Source organism: Blastococcus sp. URHD0036 (assembly GCF_000701365.1).
Taxonomy (GTDB): Bacteria; Actinomycetota; Actinomycetes; order Mycobacteriales; family Geodermatophilaceae; genus Trujillonella.
Map to the genome: position 1 here is coordinate 401,720 of NZ_JNIK01000011.1, position 24,023 is coordinate 425,742.

The 24,023-nt window shown below is 74.1% G+C and carries 22 protein-coding genes; 8 read left to right on the top strand and 14 right to left on the bottom strand.

Going from position 1 to position 24,023, the window contains the following annotated elements; translation table 11 throughout:
- Nucleotides 1-37: 37 nt before the first annotated feature.
- Nucleotides 38-1,774: a 2-isopropylmalate synthase gene (leuA, locus tag N555_RS0108990; protein ID WP_029431161.1), complete on the top strand. Its 1,737-nt coding sequence runs from the start codon at nt 38-40 to the stop codon at nt 1,772-1,774.
- Here the strand turns inward: leuA and mnhG are convergent.
- The 7 genes from mnhG to N555_RS0109025 all read right to left on the bottom strand — a co-directional run bounded on the left by mnhG (nt 1,755) and on the right by N555_RS0109025 (nt 10,097).
- On the bottom strand, nt 1,755-2,150 hold the full coding sequence (mnhG, locus tag N555_RS25785; protein ID WP_081866083.1) for a monovalent cation/H(+) antiporter subunit G: 396 nt from the start codon (nt 2,148-2,150) through the stop codon (nt 1,755-1,757). The two genes, leuA and mnhG, sit on opposite strands and share 20 nt — an antisense overlap.
- Complete coding sequence (locus N555_RS0109000; protein ID WP_029431163.1) at nt 2,147-2,476, bottom strand: MrpF/PhaF family protein; 330 nt, start codon at nt 2,474-2,476, stop codon at nt 2,147-2,149. The genes mnhG and N555_RS0109000 overlap by 4 nt, the downstream gene beginning before the upstream one ends.
- Entirely contained in the window at nt 2,473-3,087 is a 615-nt protein-coding gene (locus N555_RS0109005) for a Na+/H+ antiporter subunit E (RefSeq protein ID WP_081866084.1), read from the bottom strand. Before N555_RS0109005 ends, N555_RS0109000 begins: the two co-directional genes overlap by 4 nt.
- The gene (locus tag N555_RS0109010; protein WP_231502668.1) at nt 3,084-4,748 is read right to left on the bottom strand and encodes a Na+/H+ antiporter subunit D; all 1,665 of its coding nucleotides are present in this window, start codon (nt 4,746-4,748) and stop codon (nt 3,084-3,086) included. Before N555_RS0109010 ends, N555_RS0109005 begins: the two co-directional genes overlap by 4 nt.
- A gap of 17 nt (nt 4,749-4,765) precedes the next feature.
- Nucleotides 4,766-5,257 carry a Na(+)/H(+) antiporter subunit C gene (locus tag N555_RS0109015; RefSeq protein ID WP_029431166.1) on the bottom strand — a complete coding sequence of 164 codons (492 nt, stop codon included), beginning with the start codon at nt 5,255-5,257 and terminating at the stop codon, nt 4,766-4,768.
- Nucleotides 5,254-8,112, bottom strand: a complete 2,859-nt coding sequence (locus tag N555_RS0109020) for a Na+/H+ antiporter subunit A (protein ID WP_029431167.1) — start codon at nt 8,110-8,112, stop codon at nt 5,254-5,256. The genes N555_RS0109015 and N555_RS0109020 overlap by 4 nt, the downstream gene beginning before the upstream one ends.
- Nucleotides 8,113-8,282: 170 nt before the next feature.
- Complete coding sequence (locus tag N555_RS0109025; protein WP_029431168.1) at nt 8,283-10,097, bottom strand: ABC-F family ATP-binding cassette domain-containing protein; 1,815 nt, start codon at nt 10,095-10,097, stop codon at nt 8,283-8,285.
- A gap of 185 nt (nt 10,098-10,282) precedes the next feature.
- Between N555_RS0109025 and N555_RS0109030 the strand changes: the two genes are divergently transcribed.
- A complete protein-coding gene (locus N555_RS0109030; RefSeq protein ID WP_156036276.1) occupies nt 10,283-11,056 on the top strand; it encodes a GNAT family N-acetyltransferase in 774 nt (257 codons plus the stop codon).
- 13 nt (nt 11,057-11,069) lie between these two features.
- On the opposite strand, the gene N555_RS0109035 is transcribed toward N555_RS0109030, so the two are convergent.
- From N555_RS0109035 to N555_RS0109055, 5 genes are all read right to left on the bottom strand, one after another.
- A complete protein-coding gene (locus tag N555_RS0109035; RefSeq protein ID WP_231502669.1) occupies nt 11,070-11,957 on the bottom strand; it encodes a transglutaminase family protein in 888 nt (295 codons plus the stop codon).
- On the bottom strand, nt 11,954-12,904 hold the full coding sequence (locus tag N555_RS0109040) for an alpha-E domain-containing protein (protein ID WP_029431171.1): 951 nt from the start codon (nt 12,902-12,904) through the stop codon (nt 11,954-11,956). Before N555_RS0109040 ends, N555_RS0109035 begins: the two co-directional genes overlap by 4 nt.
- Nucleotides 12,898-14,520 (bottom strand): circularly permuted type 2 ATP-grasp protein, encoded by a 1,623-nt coding sequence (locus N555_RS0109045; RefSeq protein ID WP_051683864.1) that lies wholly within the window; start codon nt 14,518-14,520, stop codon nt 12,898-12,900. Before N555_RS0109045 ends, N555_RS0109040 begins: the two co-directional genes overlap by 7 nt.
- Nucleotides 14,521-14,591: 71 nt before the next feature.
- Entirely contained in the window at nt 14,592-15,356 is a 765-nt protein-coding gene (locus N555_RS0109050; RefSeq protein ID WP_231502670.1) for a class I SAM-dependent methyltransferase, read from the bottom strand.
- Nucleotides 15,349-16,389: a methylenetetrahydrofolate reductase C-terminal domain-containing protein gene (locus N555_RS0109055; RefSeq protein WP_231502671.1), complete on the bottom strand. Its 1,041-nt coding sequence runs from the start codon at nt 16,387-16,389 to the stop codon at nt 15,349-15,351. Before N555_RS0109055 ends, N555_RS0109050 begins: the two co-directional genes overlap by 8 nt.
- Nucleotides 16,390-16,511: 122 nt before the next feature.
- Between N555_RS0109055 and N555_RS0109060 the strand changes: the two genes are divergently transcribed.
- The 3 genes from N555_RS0109060 to N555_RS0109070 are packed head-to-tail and all read left to right on the top strand — an operon-like array spanning nt 16,512 to nt 18,943.
- A complete protein-coding gene (locus tag N555_RS0109060; RefSeq protein ID WP_029431175.1) occupies nt 16,512-17,513 on the top strand; it encodes a pirin family protein in 1,002 nt (333 codons plus the stop codon).
- 28 nt (nt 17,514-17,541) lie between these two features.
- A complete protein-coding gene (locus N555_RS0109065) occupies nt 17,542-18,510 on the top strand; it encodes a pirin family protein (protein WP_029431176.1) in 969 nt (322 codons plus the stop codon).
- Between the two features lie 4 nt (nt 18,511-18,514).
- The gene (locus tag N555_RS0109070; protein ID WP_029431177.1) at nt 18,515-18,943 is read left to right on the top strand and encodes a PPOX class F420-dependent oxidoreductase; all 429 of its coding nucleotides are present in this window, start codon (nt 18,515-18,517) and stop codon (nt 18,941-18,943) included.
- 3 nt (nt 18,944-18,946) lie between these two features.
- Here the strand turns inward: N555_RS0109070 and N555_RS0109075 are convergent, their stop codons facing one another.
- Both N555_RS0109075 and N555_RS0109080 read right to left on the bottom strand, forming a co-directional pair.
- Nucleotides 18,947-19,708, bottom strand: coding sequence for a VOC family protein (locus tag N555_RS0109075; protein WP_029431178.1), 762 nt, complete (start codon nt 19,706-19,708; stop codon nt 18,947-18,949).
- A 60-nt stretch (nt 19,709-19,768) separates the two neighbouring features.
- Nucleotides 19,769-20,866, bottom strand: coding sequence for an LLM class flavin-dependent oxidoreductase (locus tag N555_RS0109080; RefSeq protein ID WP_029431179.1), 1,098 nt, complete (start codon nt 20,864-20,866; stop codon nt 19,769-19,771).
- Between the two features lie 305 nt (nt 20,867-21,171).
- Between N555_RS0109080 and N555_RS0109090 the strand changes: the two genes are divergently transcribed.
- The 3 genes from N555_RS0109090 (at nt 21,172) to N555_RS0109100 (ending at nt 24,020) form a co-directional block, all read left to right on the top strand.
- Nucleotides 21,172-22,041: an ABC transporter permease gene (locus tag N555_RS0109090; RefSeq protein WP_029431180.1), complete on the top strand. Its 870-nt coding sequence runs from the start codon at nt 21,172-21,174 to the stop codon at nt 22,039-22,041.
- A 79-nt stretch (nt 22,042-22,120) separates the two neighbouring features.
- Nucleotides 22,121-23,185, top strand: coding sequence for a taurine ABC transporter substrate-binding protein (locus N555_RS0109095; protein WP_029431181.1), 1,065 nt, complete (start codon nt 22,121-22,123; stop codon nt 23,183-23,185).
- Nucleotides 23,178-24,020 (top strand): ABC transporter ATP-binding protein, encoded by an 843-nt coding sequence (locus tag N555_RS0109100; protein WP_197028938.1) that lies wholly within the window; start codon nt 23,178-23,180, stop codon nt 24,018-24,020. Before N555_RS0109095 ends, N555_RS0109100 begins: the two co-directional genes overlap by 8 nt.
- Nucleotides 24,021-24,023 lie beyond the last annotated feature (3 nt).

Here is a 24,023-nt window from a genome sequence, read left to right on the forward strand (position 1 = left end):
CGGAGCTGAGTCCAGCCCGCGCCAGAGGAGCACCCCCATGAACGCGAACCACCCGCACGCCCGCAACCCGCAGCAGGCCTCCCCGATGCGGATCGGCCGCTACGCGCCGTTCACGCCCGTCGAACTGCCCGACCGCACCTGGCCGGAGAAGGTCACCACCGTGGCCCCCCGCTGGTGCGCCGTCGACCTGCGCGACGGCAACCAGGCGCTCATCGACCCGATGACCCCCGACCGCAAGCGCCGCATGTTCGAGCTGCTGGTCCGCATGGGCTACAAGGAGATCGAGGTCGGCTTCCCCGCGGCGAGCCAGACGGACTTCGACTTCGTCCGCCAGCTGATCGAGGACGACCTGGTCCCCGACGACGTCACGATCCAGGTGCTGACCCAGGCCCGCGACGAGCTGATCGAGCGCACCTACGAGTCGCTGGTGGGCGCCAAGCAGGCGATCGTGCACCTCTACAACTCCACCAGCACCCTGCAGCGCCGCGTGGTCTTCGGCTCCGACCGTGCCGGCATCGTCGACATCGCCGTCCACGGCGCGCAGGTGGTCCGCAAGCTGGCCGAGCAGATGCGCGACACCGAGATCCGCTTCGAGTACTCGCCCGAGTCCTTCACCGGCACCGAGCTCGACTTCGCCGTCGAGGTCTGCAACGCCGTCACCGACGTGTGGGAGCCCACCGTCGACCGGCCGACGATCCTCAACCTGCCGGCGACCGTCGAGATGGCCGAGCCCACCGTCTACGCCGACCAGATCGAGTGGATGCACCGCAACCTGGGCCGGCGCGACGCCGTGGTCCTGAGCCTGCACCCGCACAACGACCGCGGCACCGCCGTGGCCGCCGCCGAGCTCGGCTACCGCGCCGGCGCCGACCGGATCGAGGGCTGCCTGTTCGGCAACGGCGAGCGCACCGGCAACGTCTGCCTGGTCACGCTGGGGCTCAACCTGTTCAGCCAGGGCATCGACCCGCAGATCGACTTCACCGACATCGACGAGATCCGGCGCACCGTCGAGTACTGCAACCAGCTGGGCGTCCACGAGCGGCACCCGTACGGCGGTGACCTGGTCTACACCGCCTTCTCCGGCTCCCACCAGGACGCGATCAACAAGGGCTTCAAGGCCCTCGAGGCCGACGCCGTGGTCGCCGGCAAGCCGGTCGAGGAGATGCCCTGGGCGGTTCCGTACCTGCCCATCGACCCCAAGGACGTCGGCCGCAGCTATGAGGCCGTGATCCGGGTGAACAGCCAGTCCGGCAAGGGCGGCGTCGCCTACATCATGAAGACCGAGAACCACCTGGACCTGCCGCGCCGGCTGCAGATCGAGTTCAGCGCGGTCATCCAGCGGCACACCGACGACGAGGGCGGCGAGGTCACCGCCCAGCAGATGTGGGCCGCGTTCAGCAGTGAGTACCTGCCCGACCCGGCCGCGCCGTGGGGCCGCTTCTCGCTGACCGGCCACCGGCACACCGCGCACGGGGACGGCCAGGTCGACGAGATGTCGGTCGAGCTGGTCGACGGCGGGGTCCCGGTCACCGTCCAGGGCCGCGGCAACGGGCCGATCGCGGCGTTCGTCGACGCGCTGAAGAGCCTCGACGTCGACGTGCGGGTGCTGGACTACACCGAGCACGCGCTGTCGGCCGGCGGCGACGCCCGTGCGGCGGCCTACGTCGAGTGCGCCGTCGGCGACCGGGTGCTGTGGGGCGTCGGTATCGACCCCAACATCGTGAGCGCCTCCCTGCGGGCGGTCGTGTCGGCGGTCAACCGCGCCCAGCGGTAGCCGGCGGTTCCGGCCCGGCGTCCGCGGGCGCGTCACCGGACTGCTGCTGGTCGGCGTCGAACTCGTCGACCAGCAGCAGGTCGCGACGCACGTGCCGCCGCCGGTAGGCGACGCGGCTGATCATGTGCGCGCTCACGGGCGCGGTGAGCAGCTGGAACGCGGCCACCAGGAGCAGCATCCAGACGTTGGACCAGCCGTGCAGCCGGATCGCCGCGCCGACCATCACCAGCAGCACGCCGAGCACCTGCGGCTTGGTGCCCGCGTGCATCCGGGACAGCACGTCGGGGAAGCGCACCAGCCCGAGCCCCGCCGTCAGGCAGAGGAACGCACCGGCCAGCAGGCAGGCCATCGCGACGACGTCCACGACGGCGGTCACGACCGGGCCTCCCGCTCCTCGGCCGCCTGCGGAAGGCCGAGGTCCCGGCCGTCGCCGCTGGCCGACCGGCGCAGCATCCCGCCCACGTACCGGGCGATCGACACCGAGCCCACGAACGCCAGCAGCGAGACCACCACCAGCACCGGGACCACGGTGGGGTCCCGCTCCAGCGCCGCGTAGACCGCCAGCCCGGCGGAGATGATCACCAGCAGCGTGTCGGTGGCGACGACCCGGTCCAGCAGCGACGGCCCCCAGGCCAGGCGGACCAGGGCCAGGAGCGCTCCTCCGCCGATCAGCCCGTAGAGCACGTAGGTCACGACCGTCATCGCGGGGTCCCTCCTCTCGCGCGTCCCCGGCGCTCGAGGTCGCGGTCGATCGCCGCGAGGTCCTCGGCCGAGCCGAACGCCCGCACCAGCCGTTCCTCGACGACGAGGACGTCGGCCCGCTCCTGCTCGACGTGCGCGAGGTCGCGGACGTGCAGCAGGTGGACGGTGATGGTCCGGTCCTCGCGGTCGAGGTCGAGCACGAGGGAGCCCGGCACCAGCGACACGGCCTCGGCGACCATCGTGGACAGCAGGTCCGAGTCGGTACGCAGCTGCACCCGCACGATCGCCGAGTTGCCCTGCCCGCCGGGGCGCAGCGCCAGCCAGGCCACCTGCGCGCCGGAGAGCACGAGGTCCAGCACGAAGTGGCCGGCGAACGCCAGCAGCGGCAGGGGCCGCACGCGGGTCCCGCCCACCACGTGCGGAAGCGGCAGCAGCAGCGTCACCAGCAGCGCGACGGCGACGCCGGAGAGCACGTTCGCCCACGACCAGGTGCCCCAGAGCAGGATCCAGACGAACACCAGCCAGGCCAGCAGCGGCAGCTGGTGCCGCAGCCGCAGCGGCGACCGGTCGGCGTTGCCCGAACCTCTGGGCGAACTCGCGAGCTCGTTCACTCGGCGTCCTCGGCGGCCGGGGCGTCGAAGACGGCCTCGATGTACGGCGTCCGTTCCACGAGGTCGTCGGCGGCCCGGTCGGCCAGGCCGTAGAGGAACCCGGCGACGACGGTCAGGGCGACGGTCACCGCGACCAGCGCCGCCGTGGCGGACACCATCGCGCCCGGGAGCGGCCGGAGCGCCCGCACCGCGGACGCGGCCGGCGCGATGTCCGGGTCGGCCGCCGTCGCCACGCGGGTGTGCCGGCGCCAGGCCACCTGCCGCGCGGTCAGGTCCCCGTCCTCCGCCGCGGGCGCGAAACCGTCGCCGGAGGGACCCGCGGCGGCCGCAGCGGCTGCGGCGGTGTCCTCGGCGGGAGCCTGCGTCGGCGGCCGCCAGAAGGCGCGGGTCCACACGCGTGCGATGGCCACCAGCGTCAGCAGACTGGTGACGACGCCCCCGGCGACCAGCGTGTACGCCAGGGCGCTGCCGTCGGCCACACCTGCCTCGAGCAGCCCCAGCTTGCCGATGAACCCCGACAGCGGCGGGATGCCGGCGAGGTTCATCGCCGGGACGAAGAACAGCACCGCCAGCAGCGGCGCGCGCCGGGCCAGCCCGCCCAGCCGGTCGATGGACGTCGTCCCGCCCTGCCGCTCGATCAGGCCGGCGACCAGGAAGAGCGTGGTCTGGATGGCGATGTGGTGGACGACGTAGAAGATCGCGCCGGCCAGCCCGGCCGCCGTACCCAGGGCGATGCCGAACACCATGTAGCCGATGTGGCTGACCAGCGTGAACGACAGCAGCCGGCGCAGGTCGGTCTGCGCGACCGCGCCGAGGATGCCGATCACCATCGTGGCCAGCGCGGCCCACATCAGCAGGTCGTCCAGCGCGCCGCCGGGGAACAGCAGCGTCTGCGTGCGGATGATCGCGTAGACGCCGACCTTGGTGAGCAGGCCGGCGAACACGGCGGTGACCGGCGCCGGGGCGGTCGGGTAGCTGTCGGGCAGCCAGGCCGACAGCGGGAAGACGGCGGCCTTGATGCCGAACGCGATGAGCAGCATCGACTGCAGCAGCACCTGCGTGCCCTCGGGCAGGTCCCCCAGCTTGACGGCGAGGTCGGCCATGTTGACCGTGCCCGTGGCCGCGTACACCAGCCCGATCGCGGCGAGGAACAGCAGCGAGCTGGTCAGGCTGACGACGACGTAGGTGATCCCGCCGCGGATGCGGGGCGCGGTCCCGCCCAGGGTGAGCAGCACGTAGCTGGCCATCAGCAGGATCTCGAAGCCGACGTAGAGGTTGAACAGGTCCCCGGCGAGGAAGGCGTTGCTCACGCCCGCCACGAGGACCAGGAACGTCGGGTGGAAGATCGACACCGGGGTGTCCTCGTCGCGGTCGGCCGAGCCCTGGCCGACGGCGAACACGAGCACCCCGAGCGCCACGGTCGAGGCCACGACGAGCATCAGCGCCGAGAGCCGGTCGACGACCAGCACGATCCCCAGCGGGACCGGCCAGCCGCCGACGGCGACCGCTGTGGGGCCCTCGGAGTCGGCCAGGAACAGCAGCGCGACCGACACCGACAGCACCGCGGTCATGACGAGCAGGCTGAGCGTCCGCTGCGCGCGGGGGTGGTGGGCCAGCAGGAGAGCACCGGCCGCCCCGAGCAGCGGCATCAGGACCGGCAAGGGCGCGAGGACGCTGATCACCGGTTGCCCGCCGGCAGGTCGACGTCGTCGGCCGGCACGTCGTCGAGATCGGCGCCACGGAGGCTGTCGGCGTGCCCGGCCGGCCGGTCCCCGGGGACGAGGTCGTCCGGGTCGAGCTCGTCGGCGTCGGTGCCCTTCCGGGCGGCGACCCGGCGGTCCTCCTCGTCGGTGCCGACCACCTCCTGCCGGACCAGCCGCCACGAGCGGTGGATCATCGCGAGCACGAACGCCGAGATCCCGAAGGTGATCACGATCGCGGTGAGGATCAGCGCCTGCGGCAGCGGGTCGTTCATGTCCTCCGGGTCGGAGACGCCCAGGATCGGTGCCAGCCCGGCCGGGCCGCCGCTGGACAGCAGCAGCAGGTTGGTGGCGTTGCCCATCAGCAGGAAGCCCAGCAGCACGCGGGTCAGGCTGCGGTCCAGCAGCAGGTAGACGCCCGCGGCGTAGAGGCCACCGATGATCAGCGGCAGCACGACGGTGGGGGTCATCGGACGACCACCTCTCCCTCGTTCAGCTCGATCGGGTCGTCCTCGTCGTCCTGGCGGTCCAGCTCGGCGCCCAGACTGCGCAGCACGTCGAGCACGAGACCGACGACGATCAGGTAGACGCCCATGTCGAAGAACAGCGAGGTCACCAGCTTGACGTCGCCGAGAACGGGGAGCGTCGTCTCCAGGATCGCCGTCTGCAGCACCTCGCCGCCGAGCATCAGGCCGACCGCGCCGGTGCCGCCGGCGAAGAGCAGCCCGGTGCCCAGCAGCAGGCCGGGCGCGACCGGCGCCGCCTCCCCCAGCTCGTAGCGGCCGCCGGCGAGGTAGCGCAGGACGAGGGCGAGGCCGGCGACCAGCCCACCGGCGAAGCCGCCGCCCGGCTCGTTGTGGCCGGAGAAGAGCAGGTAGATCGAGAACACCAGGATCGTGTGGAAGAGGATCCGGGTGACCACCTCGAGCACCACGGACCGCCGGTCGGGGTCCAGGGTGGCGCTGGCGGCCAGCCAACTCGGCCGGTGGTCGGCCTGGGCGAGCTCGGTGCGGGCGGCGCGGTCCACCCCGCCGGTGCGGCTGCGCAGGAAGACCAGGCTGGCGACCCCGGTGGCGGCCACCACGAGCAGCGAGATCTCGCCGAGGGTGTCCCAGGCGCGGATGTCGACCAGGGTGACGTTGACGATGTTCTTGCCGCCGCCGAAGTCGTAGGCCGCCTCGGGGTAGTCCACCGACACCGGCGTCGCCGTCCGCGCGCCCAGGGCCACGGCGCCGACCGCGGCCATGAAGGCGCCGACGGCCACGGCGATCACGCCGCGCACCGCCCGCTCGCGGGGCAGGTGCCGCTCGCCGATGTCCTTGGGCAGCTTGCGCAGCACCAGCACGAAGACGACGAGGGTGAGCGTCTCGACCAGGAACTGGGTCAGCGCCAGGTCCGGTGCTCCCTGGAGGGCGAAGAGGACCGCGGTGCCGTAGCCGGTCACGCCGACCACGAGGACGGCCGACAGCCGCTGCCGGATGCGCAGGCTGAGGGCGGCCGCGCTGACGACGACGACGCCGACCATCGCCTGCACCGGGGTGTCCCAGGCCCGCCACTCCCCCGGCCACGGCGCCTGCGTGAGCAGGAGGGTCCCCGGCAGCGCCAGGACCACCACGAGGATCGTGCCGAGGTAGGCCGGCAGCGAGCCGCGCTGCGTGGTGCCGGTGACCAGGACCGACAGCCGGTCCAGGCCCTGGATGACGTTCCAGTACCCCTCGTCGGCCGAGGCCCCCACCGCGAACCTGCGCTGGAACCGGCGGACGCCGTCGCGGGCGGCGAACAGGGCGTAGCCGCCGAGCAGGGTGACCGCCGTGAGCCCGAGCGCCGGCTGGAGCCCGTGCCACAGCGCCAGCTCCTCGTACTCCGGAGCGAGCAGCGGCAGCGTGTCGGCGTACTCGGTGACCAGCGCGGCGAGCCGCGGGCTGGCCGGCCCGGCGAGCAGCCCGACCGACGCCAGGACGACGGGGGCGGCGAGGAACAGCGGGCCGGGCCGGTGCGCGACGACGGTGTCGGCGACGCCGGGCTTGCGGGCGAGGGCGCCCCACAGGAAGCGGAACGTGTAGGCGGCGGTCAGGATCGAGCCGACCACCAGCCCGGCCAGCTCGAACCCCGCGGCGGTGCGGGAGGCGAGGCCGCCCTCCCAGAGCGCGGTGAACGCCGCCTCCTTGCCGACGAAGCCGAACAGCGGCGGGACGCCGGCCATCGACGCGCCGGCCAGGACCGCGACGCCGGCCAGCACGGGCAGCTGCCGGCCCAGGCCGGAGAGCTCGCGCAGGTCACGGGTCCCCGTCGCGTGGTCGATGACGCCCACGCTGAGGAAGAGGGCGGACTTGAACAGCGCGTGCGCGACGGTCATCGCCAGGCCGGCGGCCGCGAGCTCCCGGCTGCCGGCACCGACGAGCACGAGCAGGAAGCCGAGCTGGCTCACGGTGCCGAAGGCGAGCAGCAGCTTGAGGTCGTTCTGCCGCAGCGCGCGGTACCCCCCGACGAGCATCGTCGCGAGGCCGAGGCCCAGCACGATCGGCCGCCACCCGGGCACGTCGGCGAACCCGGGGGCCAGCCGCGCGACGAGGTAGATGCCCGCCTTCACCATGGCGGCGGCGTGCAGGTAGGCGCTGACCGGGGTGGGGGCCTCCATCGCGGCCGGCAGCCAGAAGTGGAAGGGCACCATCGCCGACTTGGTGATCGCGCCCATGAGCACCAGCACGGTGCCGACGGTCATGACCGTGCCGCTGCCAGGGTCGGCGACGACCTCCGACAGCAGGTAGGACCCGCTGGTCTGGCCCACCATGATCAGCCCGACCAGCATGGCCAGGCCGCCGGCGGTGGTGAGGACCAGTGCCTGGGTGGCGGCGCGGCGGGCGGCCAGCCGGCGCCCGGACCCGCCGATCAGCAGGAACGAGAAGACGGTCGTGAGCTCCCAGAACACGTAGAGCAGGAGCATGTCGTCGGCGAGGACGAGGCCGAGCATCGAGCCGGCGAACGCGACCATCGTGCCGGCGAACCGCGCGTTCCCCTCCTCGTCCGCGGCGAAGTACCGCGCGCAGTAGACGAGCACCAGCGCACCGACGCCGGTGACCAGCGCGGCGAACAGCAGCGCGAGCGCGTCCAGCCGGAAGGCCAGGTCCAGGTCCAGGGCCGGGACCCAGGAGACGGTCTCGGAGACCTCACCGCCGTCGAGCACCACGGACAGCTGCGCCAGCACCCAGCCGAAGGCGACTCCCGGGACCAGTGCGAGCGCGAGGAAGGCCGATCTGCCCCACCACCGGACGAGCACGGGCGCGAGCAGCGCGGCGAGCAGGTGGAGGAGCAGCAGAACGAGCACGGGTCTCCCGGGAGTCGATGGCGGCTCGGGGACCACAGAACGTCGGTCGAACGACGGCCGGCGGTAGTGGAGAGCTTACCCACCGGACGTGACCACGCCCGGCGACGCCGCTCGTGCTCTGCCCACCATGGTGGGCAGAGCACGAGCGCGTCCGGGGCATGCCCGGGAGGTCAGCCCTCCGCGAGCTCGGCGGCGGCCAGCCAGTCGGTCTCGATCTGCTCCTTCTCCGCGAGCACCTCGCGCAGCTGGGCGTCGAGCTCGGCCGCCTTCGCGTAGTCGCTCGCCGCAGCGGCCAGCTGCCCGTGCAGCTTCTTCTCGTCGGCGTCGAGCTTCGCCAGCCGCCGCTCCAGGCGCGCCGCCTCCTTCTTCGCCGCGCGGGCGTCGGCGGCGGAGACCGCCGGGGCGTGCAGGGGGGCTCCGGTCCCGGTGCCCGTCCCGGCGTGCCCGCCGGACAGGGCGGCCTCGCCGGCGGCCCTCCGTGCCAGGTACTCCTCCACCCCGCCGGGCAGCGCGGCGATCGTGCCGTCGCCCATCAGCGCCACGACCGAGTCGCAGACGCGGTCGACGAAGTAGCGGTCGTGGCTGACCACCAGCACGGTGCCGGCGAACCCGTCGAGCAGGTCCTCCAGCGCGGTGAGGGTGTCGATGTCGAGGTCGTTGGTCGGCTCGTCGAGCACGAGGACGTTCGGTTCGCCCATGAGCAGCCGCAGCAGCTGCAGGCGCCGGCGCTCGCCGCCGGAGAGGTCACCCACCGGCGTCCACTGCCGGTTCGTGGCGAAGCCGAACCGCTCGGCCAGCGAGGACGCCGAGATCTCCTGGTTGCCGATCCGCGCGATCCGGGCGACCTCCTGCACGGCCTCGAGCACCCGCAGCCGCGGCGGCAGCTCGGCGACGTGCTGGGAGAGGTAGGCCGGGGCGACGGTCTGCCCCTGCACGATCCGGCCACGGTCGGGCACGATCTCGCCGAGCAGCATCCGCAGCAGCGTCGTCTTCCCGGCGCCGTTGACGCCGACGACGCCGATCCGGTCGCCCGGGCCGACGTGCCAGGTGAGGTCGGCGAAGAGGGTGCGCGGGCCGGCCGGGGTCTGCACCGCGTAGTCGACGTCCTCGACGTCGAAGACCGTCTTGCCGAGCCGGCGGGCGGCGAAGCCCTTGAGCGCCATGGTCTCCCGCGGCGGCGGTTCGTCGGCGATCAGCGCCTCGGCGGCCTCGATGCGGAACCGCGGCTTGCTGGTGCGCGCCGGCGGCCCCCGGCGCAGCCAGGCGAGTTCCTTCCGGACCAGGTTCAGCCGGCGCTCCTCGGTGACCGCGGAGATCCGCGCCCGCTCCGCCCGGGCCAGCGTGTACGCCGAGTAGCCACCCTCGTAGGCGTGCACGTCGCCGTCGGCGACCTCCCACGTGGTCGTGCACACCTCGTCGAGGAACCAGCGGTCGTGGGTGACGACCAGCAGCCCGCCGCTGCGCCGCTTCACGTAGTCGGCCAGCCAGGCGACGCCCTCCACGTCGAGGTGGTTGGTCGGCTCGTCGAGCACCAGCAGGTCCAGCGGGCGGATCAGCTGGGCGGCCAGGGCCACCCGGCGCCGCTCGCCACCGGACATCGGCGCGACCGGGCTGTCCAGCCCGAGCCGGTCGAGCTCCAGACCGGCCAGCACGCTGCGCACCGCCGGGTCGGCGGCCCACTCGTGCTCGGAGGCGAACCGCGTGGTCGGCAGGACGACGTCGCGCACCGTCGTCCCCGGCGGCAGCGTCCCGGACTGGTCGAGCACCCCCATCGCCAGGTCCCCGCGGCGGGTGACCCGGCCGGAGTCGGGCTCCTCGACGCCGGTGAGGACCGACAGCAGCGTCGTCTTCCCGCCGCCGTTGCGGCCGACGATGCCGATCCGCTCACCGGCGGCGACGCCCAGGGAGACGTCGTCCAGGATCACGGTGGTGCCGTGCGCCTTGGACACCCGCTCGAGGTTGACCAGGTTCACGGGTGCGCTCATCACGCCCAGTATCCCTGGCTGCCGCGGAGGAGATCCGCCGGTGTGACCCCGGCGGATCTCCTCCGGGCCCGGGGGACGCCGGCCTGGGCGTCCCAGTCAGCCGCAAGGGCCCCGCAAGTGCGCTCGCCGACGCTGTGCCCGCCGGCTCCTGCCGGTCGTTCCCGCACTACGTCCCGGAGGCCGTCATGACCAGCGCCGCACCCGCCCCCCGCTCGTCCGGGGGCGACCGACGCGATCCGGCCCAGCGGCTCCGCCTGGTGGCCCTGACCCCGCCACCGGCGCCCTCGGGGGTGTGGTGGGCACGGATCGCCGACAGCGGCCCGGAGTCGCGGGAGCACGCCCTCGTCGCCGTCGGCTCCGGGCGCTTCGCCGCCGGGACCCCCGTGGACATGACGGCACTGCAGGCGGGGGGCCGGCGGCCGGCGGGCTGGCTGGTCGAGGTCGGCTACCGGACCGTCGACGGCGCGGTCGTGCGGCTCGTCCCCTCCGAGGACCTCAGCGACCGCTGCCCGACGCTGTGGTTCGCCGAGCTGCACCACGCCACCAGCCCGATCGCGGCGTCCTCGCTGCTGGCCTTCACCGGTGGGCCGTTCCGGGCGGGCGCGGTGGTGACCCCGCGCGAGGTGGCCGCGGCCGGCCTGCGGATGGCCGACCGCATCGGCGAGGTCCGCTGGTACAACCGCTCGGGGATCGTCGACGACGTCCGCGTCGCCCCGGCGCTGCGCCGCCGCGGGATGGGCACCCTGCTGGTCACCGCGGCCGAGGCGCTGGCGGTGCTGCGCGGCTGGGCACCGCTGCGCAGCGACGGCCGGCTCACCGACGCCGGCGCCGCCTGGCTCGAGGCCGCGCCGCCGGCCTGGCGGCCGCGGCTCGCCGACCGCAGCGAGGTCCTGCCCGACCCCGACGCGGCCGTCGACGAGCCGGTCGGCGTCACCCGCCTGCTCAAGGACTACGCCTGATCTCCCGTGGAGCTCAGGCGAGGCGGGTGACCTCGACGGTGACGGTGTGCCCGTTGCTGCCGGCGCCGGAGAAGATGCCGCGGAACGGGGAGACGTCGCCGTAGTCCCGCCCCCGGCCCAGCGTCACGTGGCGGGTGCCGACCTCGACGGAGTTCGTGGGGTCGAACCCGCACCAGCCGCCGTCCCACCACTCCACCCAGGCGTGACTCTCGCCGGTGACGGTCCGGCCGATCTCGGCGTCCCGCTTCGGGTGCAGGTAGCCGGAGACGTAGCGCGCCGGCAGCCCCAGCGCCCGCAGCAGGCCGACGGTGACGTGCGAGATGTCCTGGCAGACGCCCTTGCGGTGCCGCCAGGCCTGCATCGCCGTCGTCTTCACGTGGGTGGCGCCCGACAGGTACTCGATGTGCCCGCGCACGAACCGGCAGACGGCGTCGGCGGCCTCGTGCGGCGGCAGGTCCCCGGCCACGGCGCGCGCCTCCGCGACCACCTCGTCGTCGACCGCGGTGAGCGGCGTGGAGCTGAGCAGCTCGCCGTAGGCGTCGCGCACCTCCGGACCGCGCAGGACCGCCCAGTCGACGTGCTCGTGCCCGACCGGGTCGGGGCCGGCCTCGACGATCGACGTGCCGGTGACCACCAGCTCCTCGTGCGGGGAGTGCAGGTCGAACGCGGTGACCGTGGAGCCCCAGTAGTCGCGGTAGGCGTGCACCGTCGCCGCCGGCTCGATCTCCACCCGGGAGCGCAGGGTCGTCTGCCGGCCGCTGTTCTCCGGGGTCAGGCGGGCCTCGTTGTAGGAGGAGCGGACCCGGCCGGCGTAGGAGAAGCGGGTGCGGTGCACGACCTGCAGCCGCCACCGGGACGACGACGGGCGCCCGCCGTGCACCTGCTGCTGCTGGACGCTCACGCCACGCCCTCCGGCACCCACACCTGAGGCGCCTGCTCGGTGAAGAAGTGGTTGCTCACCGCGGCACTGGCCGCCGAGCAGGTGCGCTGCAGCTCCTCCAGCCGCGCGGGCAGCCGGGACAGCAGCTCCGGGGTGCTCATGTACTCCAGCAGCGTCCGGGCCCGGCCGACGATCCGGTGTGCCTCGCCGGCGACGCCGATCCGGGTGGTGTCCCGGACGGTGCTGCGTTCCAGCTCGGCCAGGCAGCTCTCTGCCTGGTCCAGTGCGGCGAACACCGACCGCGGGAAGAGCCGGTCCAGCAGCAGGAACTCCGCGGCCCGGCTGGAGTCGACCACCCCGCGGTAGGTGCGCAGGTAGGGCTCGTAGGCGCCGGTGGAGCGCAGCACGAGCGTCCAGGACGGCGCGGCGTCCCCGGCCAGCACCCGCGTGGAGATGATCCGGGCGGTCATGTCCACCCGCTCCAGCGACCGCCCGAGCACGAGGAACAGCCAGCTCTCGTCGCGGCTCATCGTGGAGTCGGCCAGGCCGAACACCATCGCCGAGCGCTCCCGGACGAACCGGAACAGCGCGTGCGGCCCGTACCGCCGGGCCATCGTGCGCTGCTGCGGGAGGGCGTTGTGGGTGACGTTGAGCGACTCCCAGATCTCCCCGGAGAGGACCTCGCGGGCGCCGCGGGCGTTCTCCCGGGCCGCCGACAGCGCGCCGACGATCGAGCTCGGGCTGTCCCGCTCGAAGGCCAGCGTGGCCAGCACCCGCTCGGTGTCGGCCTCGTCCTCCGGGCAGGGCGAGCCCATCAGCGCGAGGAGGTTGGCGCAGGCCCGGCGCTCGTCGATCCACGGGTCCTCGACCAGCCGCTGGGTGTGCACGTCGAGGATCCGGGCGGTGTCGTCGGCCCGCTCGACGTAGCGGCCGATCCAGAACAGCGACTCCGCGATCCGGCTCAGCACGGCGTCGTCCCCCCGTCCTCCGGAGCGTTTCGCGCGCGAAACGCTCCTTGTTGCTGCTGCTGGGACTGGCCGACGACGGTGTCGTTCAGCGGCCCCGGGTCCTGCGCCGGCGGGTCGTCGGGCAGGTCGGCGGCGGTGAACTCGATGCGGGTCGACTCCGGCACCTCGCGGCTCGCGGCCGGGCGGGCGCCGCTGAGCACCCAGGTGTCCTTGGAGCCACCACCCTGGCTGGAGTTGACCACCAGCTCGCCCTCCGGCAGCGCGACCCGGGTCAGCCCGCCGGGCAGCACCCAGACCTTCGAGCCGTCGTTGACCGCGAACGGTCGCAGGTCCACGTGCCGGGGCGCGATCCGGCCGCCGATCAGCGTGGGGCACGTCGACAGACCGATCGGCTTCTGCGCGATCCAGTCCCGCGGGCGGGCCCGGACCTTCACCGCGAGGTCGGCCAGCGTCTTCTCGTCCGCGCGCGGGCCGATGACGATCCCCTTGCCGCCCGAGCCGTCGACCGGCTTGAGCACGAGCTGGTCGAGCGAGGAGAGCACCCACTCGGTGGTCTCGCGGTCGTCGAGCCGGTAGGTCTCGGCGTTGGCCAGCACCGGCTCCTCGCCCAGGTAGTAGCGCACCAGGTCGGGCACCCAGGTGAAGAGCAGCTTGTCGTCGGCGACGCCGTTGCCGACCGCGTTGGCGATCGTCACCCGGCCGGCGCGGGCGGCGTTGAGCAGGCCGGCGCAACCGATGACCGAGTCGGGCCGGAAGTGCACCGGGTCGAGGAACTCGTCGTCGATCCGCCGGTAGACGACGTCGACGCGGCGCTGGCCGTCCGTCGTCCGCATGCTGACCTGGTTGCCGGCGCAGACGAGGTCGCGGCCCTCCACGAGCTCGACGCCCATCTGGCGGGCCAGGAGGGCGTGCTCGAAGTAGGCGGAGTTGTAGACGCCGGGGGTGAGGACGACGACCGTCGGGTCGGCGACGTTGGCCGGCGCGGAGGCCTTGAGCGCGGCAAGCAGTCGCGTCGGGTAGTCGTCGACCGGCTGGATGCGGTGGTCGGCGAACAGCTCGGGCAGCACCTGGCTCATCGCCGCCCGGTTGGTGATGACGTAGCTGACCCCCGACGGCGAGCGCAGGTTGTCCTCGAGGACGCGGAAGTCGCCGGCCTCGTCGCGGACCAGGTCGATGCCGGAGACGTGCACCCGGACGCCGTTGGGCGGCACCAGCCCGTGCGCCTGGCGGTGGAAGTGCGCGCTCGTGGTGACGACGCTGCGCGGCACGACCCGGTCGGCGAAGACCTCCCCGGCGCCGTAGACGTCGGCCAGGAACGCCTCGAGCGCGAGCACCCGCTGGGCCACCCCGCGCTCGATGACGTCCCACTCCTCCGCCCCGATGACCCGCGGCACGATGTCGAGCGGGAAGGGCTGCTCCTCGCCGGCGTGGGCGAAGGTGACCCCGGCGTCGCGGTAGGTCTGGGAGAGCAGGTCGGCCCGGGCGGAGAGCTCCTCCCCCGCCATCGGCTGCAGCGAGGTGAAGAGCCCGGCGTAGGCCGACCGCGGCTGGCCGGGACTGCCGAACATCTCGTCCCACTGCTGCCCGAGGGGGTAGCCGTCGAACAGGTCCGCCATTCCCGGGAAGCTAGTTCCGGACTGTGTCCCGCGCGTTTCGGCCAGACGTCGTCCGGCGGGCACCGCCGTGCTCACCGCGCCGTCGCCAGCCCCAGCCAGGGGACGAGCGCCCCGTCCGCCAGCAGCCGGCCGACCCGGCCGGACTGCTCCTGCGCCAGCGCCCACCGCTCGTCGTGCCCGTGCCGCCGTTCGATCTCCGCGTCGACCGCGTCGGCCCGTTCGGTCCACTCCGCCGGACTGTCGGAGAGATCGGCCTGGCCGGTGGCGTCCAGCGCGAAACCCGCAGCGGCCAGCAGGCCGGGCAGCTCCTCGACCGTGGGGAACGTGTTGCCGTCGGGCTGCGGCCCGGTGAGCTCGCGGACGGCGGCGAAGACCAGCAGCCCCACCCGGCCGCCCGGCGTCAGCACCCGGCGCAGCTCGGCCAGGGCCGCCGGCTTGTCCGGGATCGTGCACAGCACCCCGAGGCACCACGCGGCGTCGAAGGACGCGTCGGCGAACGGCAGCTGCTGGGCGGTGGCCACCACCGCGGGCAGGCCGAACAGGTGGGAGGCCGCCCGCACGGCGCCGACCATCGGCTCGGCGCAGACCGGCCGCACGCCCCGCTCGGCGGCGAGCCAGCCGGCCGGGCCGCCGACCCCGGCGCCGTCGTCGAGCACCCTGCTGCCGGTGGAGAGGTCCATCCCGTCGGCGAGCCACCGCAGCGCGCTCTCGCTGCCGCTGCCCCGGCAGCCCGCGGGGACGGCGTGCTCCGGACCCAGCGCGCGGACGGCCTGCTCCGTCCAGCTCGCGACGGTGTCGAACTCGACCTCCATCGCCTCGTCGGCCAGCTCAGCCACCGTGCTCCTCCCTGATCCGTGCGGCCACCTCGGCCTTGACCCGTGCGCCCTCGTCCTCGCCGTCGGCCGAGGCCAGACCGGAGAGGTTCACCCCTGCCACGCCCTCGATCGCCAGCAGCGCCCGGGCCTCGGCCACCGCCGTCGCGATGCCGGCCTCGCGCGGGTCCGGCGCGGCCAGCACCTCCTCGATAGCGTCGTCGTCCACCTGCAGGCCGGGGAACCGCTGCAGCACGCGGGCCGACCGCTCGTCGGTGTAGACGGCGACCGCGGCGACGAACGGGATCGTGGCGCCGGCTGCCCGGGCCGCGGCGACGAACCGGGCGACCTCGGCCGGCGTCCGGACGTGGTTGAGCACGCACAGCTGCGCGCCGGCCAGCTGCTTCTGCGCGACCCGGGCCGGCCGCAGGTCCACCGGCGGCGCCGCGGGCGACTCGGGGACGGCGACGTTCAGCCCGGCCGCGGTGGCCAGCGCCACCAGCCGGGGCCCGTCGAGGTCGAAGACCTGGGTCGCACCGGGGCGGACGCCGGGGCCGCGGGCGTCACCGGTGACGCACAGGACGCCGTCCACCCCCAGCGCGGCGAGCCCCGCCACCTCCTGCTCCAGCACCACGCGGTTGCGGTCGCGGCAGGCCAGCGTCGTCCAGAGCCGGCCACCGGCGGCGTGTACCTCCGCGGCGACCACCGCCGGCGGGAAGTCCGGCCGGTTGGCGTGCTCACCGACCAGCAGCCCGTCCGAGACGGGGCCCACGACCTCGACCACGCGGCGCAGGGACGCCGGGTCGTAGGGGACGACGGAGAGGTCGGTCAGGATCACCGGACGGGTCCGCGCGGCCTCCAGGAGGCTGCCCGGCCGCGGTTCGGGTGCCGGCGCGGGCTCGGCCGGCCAGGTCACCAGCGGCTGACCGACGAAGACGCACCGGTGCTCGGCCACCTCGCACCGCTCGTCGGCCCGGACGCCACCGCAGGGGCCGAAGACCATCCGCTTGGGACAGCCCTCCCGGGCGGGCAGATCGGCGAGGAGGCTGGACGGCACGGTCACACCCTGACCGACCGCGGGACCTTTCGCGCGCGAAGTGCTCCTCGGGAACAGATCGAGGGCGATCCGCGCTAGGGTGGCCGCAAGGTAGTTGAGCTCTCAACTCAGAGGAGACCGAGATGCCCGCCATCACCGTCGAGGACACCACCGTCCTCCCGCGCGTGCCCGTTCCCGCCCCCGGGACGGTGCGCCGCCGGGTCCGCTCGGTCACCACCGCGCCGTCCGGCTTCGAGGGCGAGGGCTTTCCCGTCCGCCGCGCCTTCGCCGGCGTCGACCTGAAGGACCTCGACCCGTTCATCCACATGGACCAGATGGGCGAGGTCGAGTACGCCCCGGGTGAGCCCAAGGGCACCTCGTGGCACCCGCACCGCGGCTTCGAGACCGTCACCTACATCATCGACGGCACCTTCGAGCACGCCGACTCCCACGGCGGCGGCGGGCTGATCACCAACGGCGACACCCAGTGGATGACCGCCGGCAAGGGGCTGCTGCACATCGAGAAGCCCCCGGAGGCGCTGGTCCTCAGCGGCGGCCTGTTCCACGGTCTGCAGCTGTGGGTGAACCTGCCCCGGGCGCAGAAGTGGGCGGAGCCGCGCTACCAGGACCTCCGCGCGAACCAGTCCGTCCTGCTGGCCAGCCCCGACGCCGGCGCCTTCCTCCGCGTCATCGCCGGTGACGTGGCCGGCCACACCGGCCCTGGGTCGACCTACTCGCCGATGGCCATGGTGCACGCGACCATCGCGCCCGGGGCCACCCTCGACCTGCCGTGGCGGCCGGACTTCAACGCGCTGGTCTACGTGCTCTCGGGCGCGGGGACGGTCGGCATCGACGGCGCACCGATCCGCACGGGACAGCTCGCCGTCCTCGGCCCCGGTGACACCGTCACCGTCAGCGGCGCCAACCAGCAGGAGTCCCGGACCCCGGCCCTGGACGTCGTCGTCCTCGGCGGCCTGCCGATCCGCGAGCCGATCGCCATGTACGGCCCGTTCGTGATGAACACCCGGCAGGAGGTCATGGACGCGTTCACCGACTTCCAGGCCGGCCGGCTCGGCACGATCCCGGCCCAGCATGTTCCGCACGGCGACGTCCGGGGTGAGACTGGCCAGACGCCGGAAGCATGACGGCACTCTTCCCTCGACAGGCAGCCCCATGAGCGACCTCGACGCCCGTCCCGCCGCCCGTGTCCTCGGGGGGACGGCGGAGACGCCCGCCCGGCCCGTGCTGGACCTCCTGCCCGGCAAGGAGGTCCAGCTCGGCCGGAGCACGCGGGTGCGGCGCCTGCTGCCCACGCTGGGCCGACGGCTCGTCGGGGCGTGGGCGTTCGTCGACCACTACGGCCCCGACGACATCGCCACCGGCCGCGGCATGCAGGTCGCCCCGCACCCGCACACCGGGCTGCAGACGGTCTCCTGGCTGCTCCAGGGCCGGGTGCACCACCGCGACTCCCTGGGCAGCGACGTCGAGTTCGGGCCCGGCGAGCTGGCGCTCATGACCGCGGGGCACGGCATCTCCCACTCCGAGCAGTCACCCGTGTCGCACCCGCGGTACCTGCACGGCGCCCAGCTGTGGGTGGCACTCCCCGACTCGGCCCGCGAGGTCGCGCCGGCCTTCGAGCACCACGCCGTGCTCCCCGGCTTCACCTCCGACGGGCTCACGGCCACGGTGCTCATGGGCTCCCTCGGCGGAGCGACCTCCCCCGGCACGGCCTACACGCCACTGCTCGGTGTCGACCTCGACCTGGCCGCCGGCGCGGACGTCGAGCTGGCCCTCGAGCCGGACTTCGAGCACGCGCTGCTGGGCGCCTCCGGCGGCGCGGACGTCGAGGGCGCGCCGCTCGGGCACGGCCAGCTGCTCTACCTCGGCACCGGCCGGCGCACCGTCCGGATCCGCACGGAAACCCCGGCCAAGCTCCTCCTGCTCGGTGGCGAGCCGTTCGAGGAGCAACTGGTCATGTGGTGGAACTTCGTCGGCCGGTCGGGCGAGGAGATCGCCACGTACGCCGAGCAGTGGGACGCCGAGCACGAGCGGTTCGGCACCGTCGTCGGCTACGACGGCGACCGGCTGCCCGCGCCCGCGCTGCCTCCTGTCGCGTTGAAGCCCCGCGGCCGGGAAAGGTGAGGCCATGACCGATCCCGATCCCCGCCTGCTCGAGTTCGTCGCCGGCCGGAAGTGGGACGTGCTGGCCACGGTCAAGCGCGACGGCCGGCCGCAGCTGTCCAACATCGGCTACGCCTACGACCCCGACCAGCAGCTGTTCCGCGTCTCGGTGACCGCCGACCGGGCCAAGACGCGCAACCTCGAGCGGGACGCGCGGCTCACGCTGCACGTCTCGTCCGACGACTTCTGGACGTGGGCCGCCGTCGAGGGCACCGCCGACCTGACGCCGGTGACCACCGATCCGCACGACGCGGCGGCGGACGAGCTCGTGGCCTACTACCGCGGCATCAGCGGCGAGCACGACGACTGGGACGACTACCGCGCCGCCATGGTCCGGGACCGCCGGCTCGTCGTCCGCTTCCGCCCCGAGCACGTCTACGGCCAGCTGCCCTAGACCTCACCCCTCCGGCTGGACCTCCATGACGGAGAAGGCGGCGCCCCAGGGGTCGCCCACGACGGCGAAGCGGCCGTAGGGGCTGTCCTGGGCCGGCATGAGGACCCGGCCGCCCGCAGCCGTGACCGCGGCGACCGTCTCGTCGGTCGAGCCGACCGCGAAGCAGACGGACCAGCCCTTCGGCAGGTCGGGCTGGGCCGGGCCGAGACCGCCCAGCGGTCGCTCCCCGGTGGCGAAGGTGGCGTAGCCGCCCATGTCGGGGATCTCGTCGAAGCGGAAGCCGAAGACCTGCGAGTAGAAGGTCTGCGCCCCGGCCACGTCGTCGACCGCGGCCTCCTCCCAGGTCAGCGACCCCGGCTCGTTGAACAGCCCGACGCCGGTGTGCTGACCGGACTGCCACAGCCCGAACGCGTACCCCTGCGGGTCGCGCGCGATGACCATCGTGCCCATCGGGCCGACCTCCATCGGCTCCACGACGACGGCGCCGCCGGCCTCGCGGATCGCCGCGGCGGTCGCGGCCGCGTCGTCGGTGGAGAAGTACAGCGTCCAGCTCGGCGGGTCCGCCGGGTCCATCACCGGCCCCATGCCGGCCACCTGACGGCCGTCGCGCTCGGCGTTCAGGTAGCCCCCGTACTCCGGGTCGCCACCGGTGTAGGACCAGCCGAACAGCGACCCGTAGAACTGGCGGGCAGCGTCGATGTCCTTGGCGCCGTAGTCCAGCCAGCACGGCGTGCCGGCCGGCCAGGCGGTGTCCTGTGTGGGCATGACTCCTCCTCCGGTGTGGGAGAGGTCACCGTGGCACCGTCGTGCGACAGTTCCCAGGGGTCAGGCCGCGCGGGCCGTCGTCCCCAGCAGCGGCAGGACCTCCTCGCCGACCCGCCACGCCTCCTCCAGGTGCGGCCAGCCCGACAGCACGAACTCGTCGAAGCCCAGCGCGGCGTACTCCGCGATCCGCTCCGCGACCTGCTCGTGGCTGCCGATCAGCGCGGTCGCCGCGCCCTCCCGGACCAGGCCGATCCCCGCCCACAGGCCCGGTGCGATCTCCAGCGAGCGGGCACCGTCCCCGGCGCTCCCCCCGTGCAGCGCGGTCATCCGCGCCTGGCCCACCGAGTCCATCCGGGCGAAACGCTGCTGCGCCGCGGCGATCGCCGCCGGCGACATCTGGGCGAGCATCCGGTCGGCCTCGGCCCACGCCTCCTCCGGGGTGTCCCGGCTGACGACGTGGAGCCGCAGCCCGAACCGCACCTCGCGGCCGGCCGCCGCCGCCTTCTCCCGGACCCGGTCCAGCCGGACGGCGACCTGTGCCGGCGGCTCCCCCCAGGTCAAGTAGGTGTCGACCAGGCGCGCGGTCACGTCCTCCGCCGGGCCCGAGGCGCCGCCGAGGTAGATCGGCGGCACCGGGTCTGGCGGCGAGGCCAGCCCACCGCCCTCCACGGTGAAGTACTCGCCCGCGAAGTCCACCGGCCCGCCGGCGAAGCACGCGCGCAGCACCTCGAGGAACTCCCCGGTCCGCGCGTAACGGGCGTCGTGACCGAGGAAGTCGCCGTAGGCCCGCTGCTCGACCGGGTCGCCCCCGGTGACGACGTTGAGCCGCAGCCGGCCACCGGACAGCCGCTGGAACGTCGCCGCCTGCTGCGCGGCGAGCGTCGGCAGCGTGAAGCCGGGCCGGAACGCGACGAGGAAGTGCAGCCGCTCGGTCAGCGCGGCCAGCGCCCCGCAGACCACCCACGGGTCCTCGCACCCGGAGCCGACCGGGGTCAGCACGGCCTCGAAGCCCGACTGCTCGGCGGCCCGGGCCACCGACGACAGGTACGCCAGCGTCGGCCGGCGGCTCAGCGCCGTGGGGTCCGACCCGCGGGCGGTCGTCACCGGGTTGACGGCGCGGCCGTCACCGCGGGTGGGCAGGAACCAGGAGAACTGCACGGGGGTCCTCGGGGGCGTGGAGGGGTGGAGGCGGGCAAACCATACTTAACCGATGGGATTTGACGGGATAGCCCTCGGCGGCCTACCGTCCGCGGTCGTCGACCCCGGGACGCCCGTCCCGCCCCAGCCGGAGAGGAGTGCGCGCATGGCCCCCGCCCCGCTCACCTCCCGGCGCACGGTCGACCACGCGCTCGTCGCCAGCGCGCTCTGTCGCCGCTCCTGAGCCCGACCCCCCGGCGCCCGCCTCCCGTGCGGGTGCCTCCCTCGACGTGCGGCCAGCGCCGGCGTCCACCCCCAGGAGCACCGTGTCCGCCCTGCTGTCCGCCCCCGTCGCCGAGACCGCGCTCGCCGAGCCGACGACGGCCGCCGCCCGGCGCCGCCGCGGCTCCGGCCGCTGGCAGCGCGTCGGTGTGCGCGTCCTCGCCACGGCCGCCCTGCTCGGTCTCTGGCAGCTGCTGTTCTCCCTCGAGATCTGGAACCCGGTGCTGCTGCCCTCGCCGGGCGCGGTCTGGGACGCGTTCATCCGGACCTCGACCACCCACGACGACGGCACGGTCGGCTACCAGGGGAAGCTCCTGATCGAGCACCTCGCGATCAGCCTCGGCCGCATCGCCCTCGGGTCCGTCCTCGGCATCGCCGGCGGGCTGGTCATCGGCCTGCTGATGGGCACCCTCCCGTGGTTCCGCATCGTGGTCGAGCCGTGGGTGTCCTTCATCCGCGTGCTGCCACCGCTGGCCTACTTCAGCCTCCTGATCATCTGGCTGGGCATCGACGAGTCCCCGAAGATCTGGCTGCTGGCGATCGCCGCCATGCCGCCGGTCGCCGTCGCCACCGCGGCGGCCGTCGTCGGAGCGCCCACGGCCCTGGTCGAGGCCGCCCGCGCCATGGGCGCCCGCGGCTGGCAGGTCACCACGACCGTCGTCCTGCCCGCGGCGCTGCCCGAGATCGCCACCGGCATCCGGCTGGCCGTCGGCATCGCGTACTCGTCCCTGGTCGCGGCCGAGACGGTGAACGGCCTGCCCGGCATCGGCGGGATGATCCGCCAGGCGCAGACCTACCTCCAGTCCGACGTCGTGATCCTCGGACTGTTCGCCATCGGCCTCTCCGGCCTGGCCATCGACGGCGTCCTGCGCGCCATCGAGCGCCGCGTCCTCCCCTGGCGTGGCCGCGCCTGACCTCCCCGGCCACCCCGCACCGAACCCGCTGCGTGCCGTCCGGCACCGCCGCGCCCCCCGAGAAGAGGACCCACCTCGCATGAGCACGCCCCGCGGCTGGCGCCGACTCGCCGCCGCCCTCTCCCTGACCGCCCTCGTGACCGGCCTCGCGGCCTGCGGCGACGACGACAACTCCTCCGGTGGGGACGGCGGCGAGAAGTCGATCCGCATCGCCTACCAGGCCTTCCCCAGCGGTGACCTGATCGTGAAGAACCAGGGCTGGCTGGAGGAGGCGCTGCCGGACTACGACATCGAGTGGACCCAGTTCGACTCCGGCGCCAGCATCAACACCGCCTTCGTCGCGGGCTCCGTCGACATCGCCGCGATCGGTTCCAGCCCGGTCGCCCGCGGCCTGTCCGCGCCGCTGGACATCCCGTACCAGGTGGCGTGGATCCTCGACGTCGCCGGTGACAACGAGGCGCTGGTGGCCCGCGAGGGCACCGGCATCGAGTCCGTCGAGGACCTCGCCGGCCACAAGGTCGCGACGCCGTTCAGCTCGACCTCGCACTACAGCCTGCTCGCCGCACTCGACCAGGCCGGCGTCGACAGCGCGGACGTCGACCTGATCGACCTGCAGCCGCAGGACATCGTCGCCGCCTGGGACCAGGGCACCATCGACGCGGCCTACGTGTGGCTGCCCGCCCTGGACCAGCTCCGCGGGTCCGGCACCGACCTCATCAGCAGCCGGGAGCTCGCCACGAACGGCAAGCCGACCCTGGACCTCGGCGTGGCCTCGACCGAGTTCATCGAGGGCGACCCCGAGGCCATCTCGGCCTGGCGGCAGGTCGAGGCCCGCGCGCTGCGGCTGATCGCCGACGACCCGGACGCCGCCGCCCAGGCCGTCGCCGAGGAACTGGGCATCGACCCCGCGGACGCCGCCGACCAGCTCACCCAGGGCGTGTTCCTCGACCCGACGGAGCTGACCAGCGAGGAGTGGCTGGGCACCCCGGACGCACCGGGCAACCTGGCCGCGAACCTCGAGGACGCCGCGCAGTTCCTCGTCGAGCAGCAGCAGATCCCCGAGGCCCCGTCCCTGGAGGACCTCCAGGACGCGATCTACCGCGAGGGACTCGAGGACGACGTGGCAGCGAGCGCCGGTGACTAGGACGACCGACAGGACGCCGTTCCCGGCCGGGGACTCCTCCCCGGCCGGGGCGGCGCCCCTGCGCACCGGAGGGGCGCCGCTGTCGATCTCCGCCGTCTCCCACTCCTACGGCAAGGGAGCGGACGCCGTCCCCGCCCTCGGGCCCGTGTCGCTGGAGGTGCCGGCCGGCGAGTTCCTCGTCCTGGTCGGCCCCTCCGGCTGTGGCAAGAGCACCCTGCTGCGCCTGCTCGCCGGCTTCGAGGCGCCCACGAGCGGCCGGCTGCTGGTCGGCGGCGAGGAGCCCGAGCCCGGCCGGCAGGCCGGTGTGGTGTTCCAGCAGGCGCGGCTGCTGCCCTGGCGGACCGTCGGCGGCAACGTCGACCTGGCGCTGCGGCTGGCCGGGGTGCCGCGCGAGCAGCGCCCCGCCCGCGTCGAGCAGCTGCTGGACCGGGTGGGCCTGGCCGGCACCGCCGGGCGCCGCACCTGGGAGATCTCCGGCGGCCAGCAGCAGCGGGTCGCGATCGCCCGCGCCCTGGCCGGGTCCGCGCCCGTCCTGCTGCTCGACGAGCCGTTCGCCGCGCTCGACGCGCTCACCCGCGAACGGCTGCAGGAGGACGTCCGCCAGGTCTCGGCCGAGACCGGCAACACCTCGGTGTTCGTGACCCACAGCGTCGACGAGGCCGTGTTCCTCGGGTCCCGGGTCGTCGTCCTGACCCGGGCCCCGGGCACCGTCGCGCTCGACCTCGAGGTGCCTCTGCCGCGCTCCGGGCTCTCGCCCGACGACCTGCGCGGCCTGCCCGAGTACGCCGCCCTGCGCGCCGAGATCGGCGCCGCCGTCCGCTCCGTCGCCAGCTGACCG

Bases quoted from the DNA above. Each gene is read 5' to 3' on its own strand.
- N555_RS0109045 (WP_051683864.1), bottom strand. From the start codon at position 14,520: ATGGCGGACCTGTTCGACGGCTACCCCCTCGGGCAGCAGTGGGACGAG.
- N555_RS0109030 (WP_156036276.1), top strand. From the start codon at position 10,283: ATGACCAGCGCCGCACCCGCCCCCCGCTCGTCCGGGGGCGACCGACGC.
- N555_RS0109075 (WP_029431178.1), bottom strand. From the start codon at position 19,708: ATGCCCACACAGGACACCGCCTGGCCGGCCGGCACGCCGTGCTGGCTG.
- N555_RS0109070 (WP_029431177.1), top strand. From the start codon at position 18,515: ATGACCGATCCCGATCCCCGCCTGCTCGAGTTCGTCGCCGGCCGGAAG.
- N555_RS0109060 (WP_029431175.1), top strand. From the start codon at position 16,512: ATGCCCGCCATCACCGTCGAGGACACCACCGTCCTCCCGCGCGTGCCC.
- N555_RS0109015 (WP_029431166.1), bottom strand. From the start codon at position 5,257: ATGACCCCCACCGTCGTGCTGCCGCTGATCATCGGTGGCCTCTACGCC.
- N555_RS0109025 (WP_029431168.1), bottom strand. From the start codon at position 10,097: ATGAGCGCACCCGTGAACCTGGTCAACCTCGAGCGGGTGTCCAAGGCG.
- N555_RS0109095 (WP_029431181.1), top strand. From the start codon at position 22,121: ATGAGCACGCCCCGCGGCTGGCGCCGACTCGCCGCCGCCCTCTCCCTG.
- leuA (WP_029431161.1), top strand. From the start codon at position 38: ATGAACGCGAACCACCCGCACGCCCGCAACCCGCAGCAGGCCTCCCCG.
- N555_RS0109065 (WP_029431176.1), top strand. From the start codon at position 17,542: ATGAGCGACCTCGACGCCCGTCCCGCCGCCCGTGTCCTCGGGGGGACG.
- N555_RS0109000 (WP_029431163.1), bottom strand. From the start codon at position 2,476: ATGACGGTCGTGACCTACGTGCTCTACGGGCTGATCGGCGGAGGAGCG.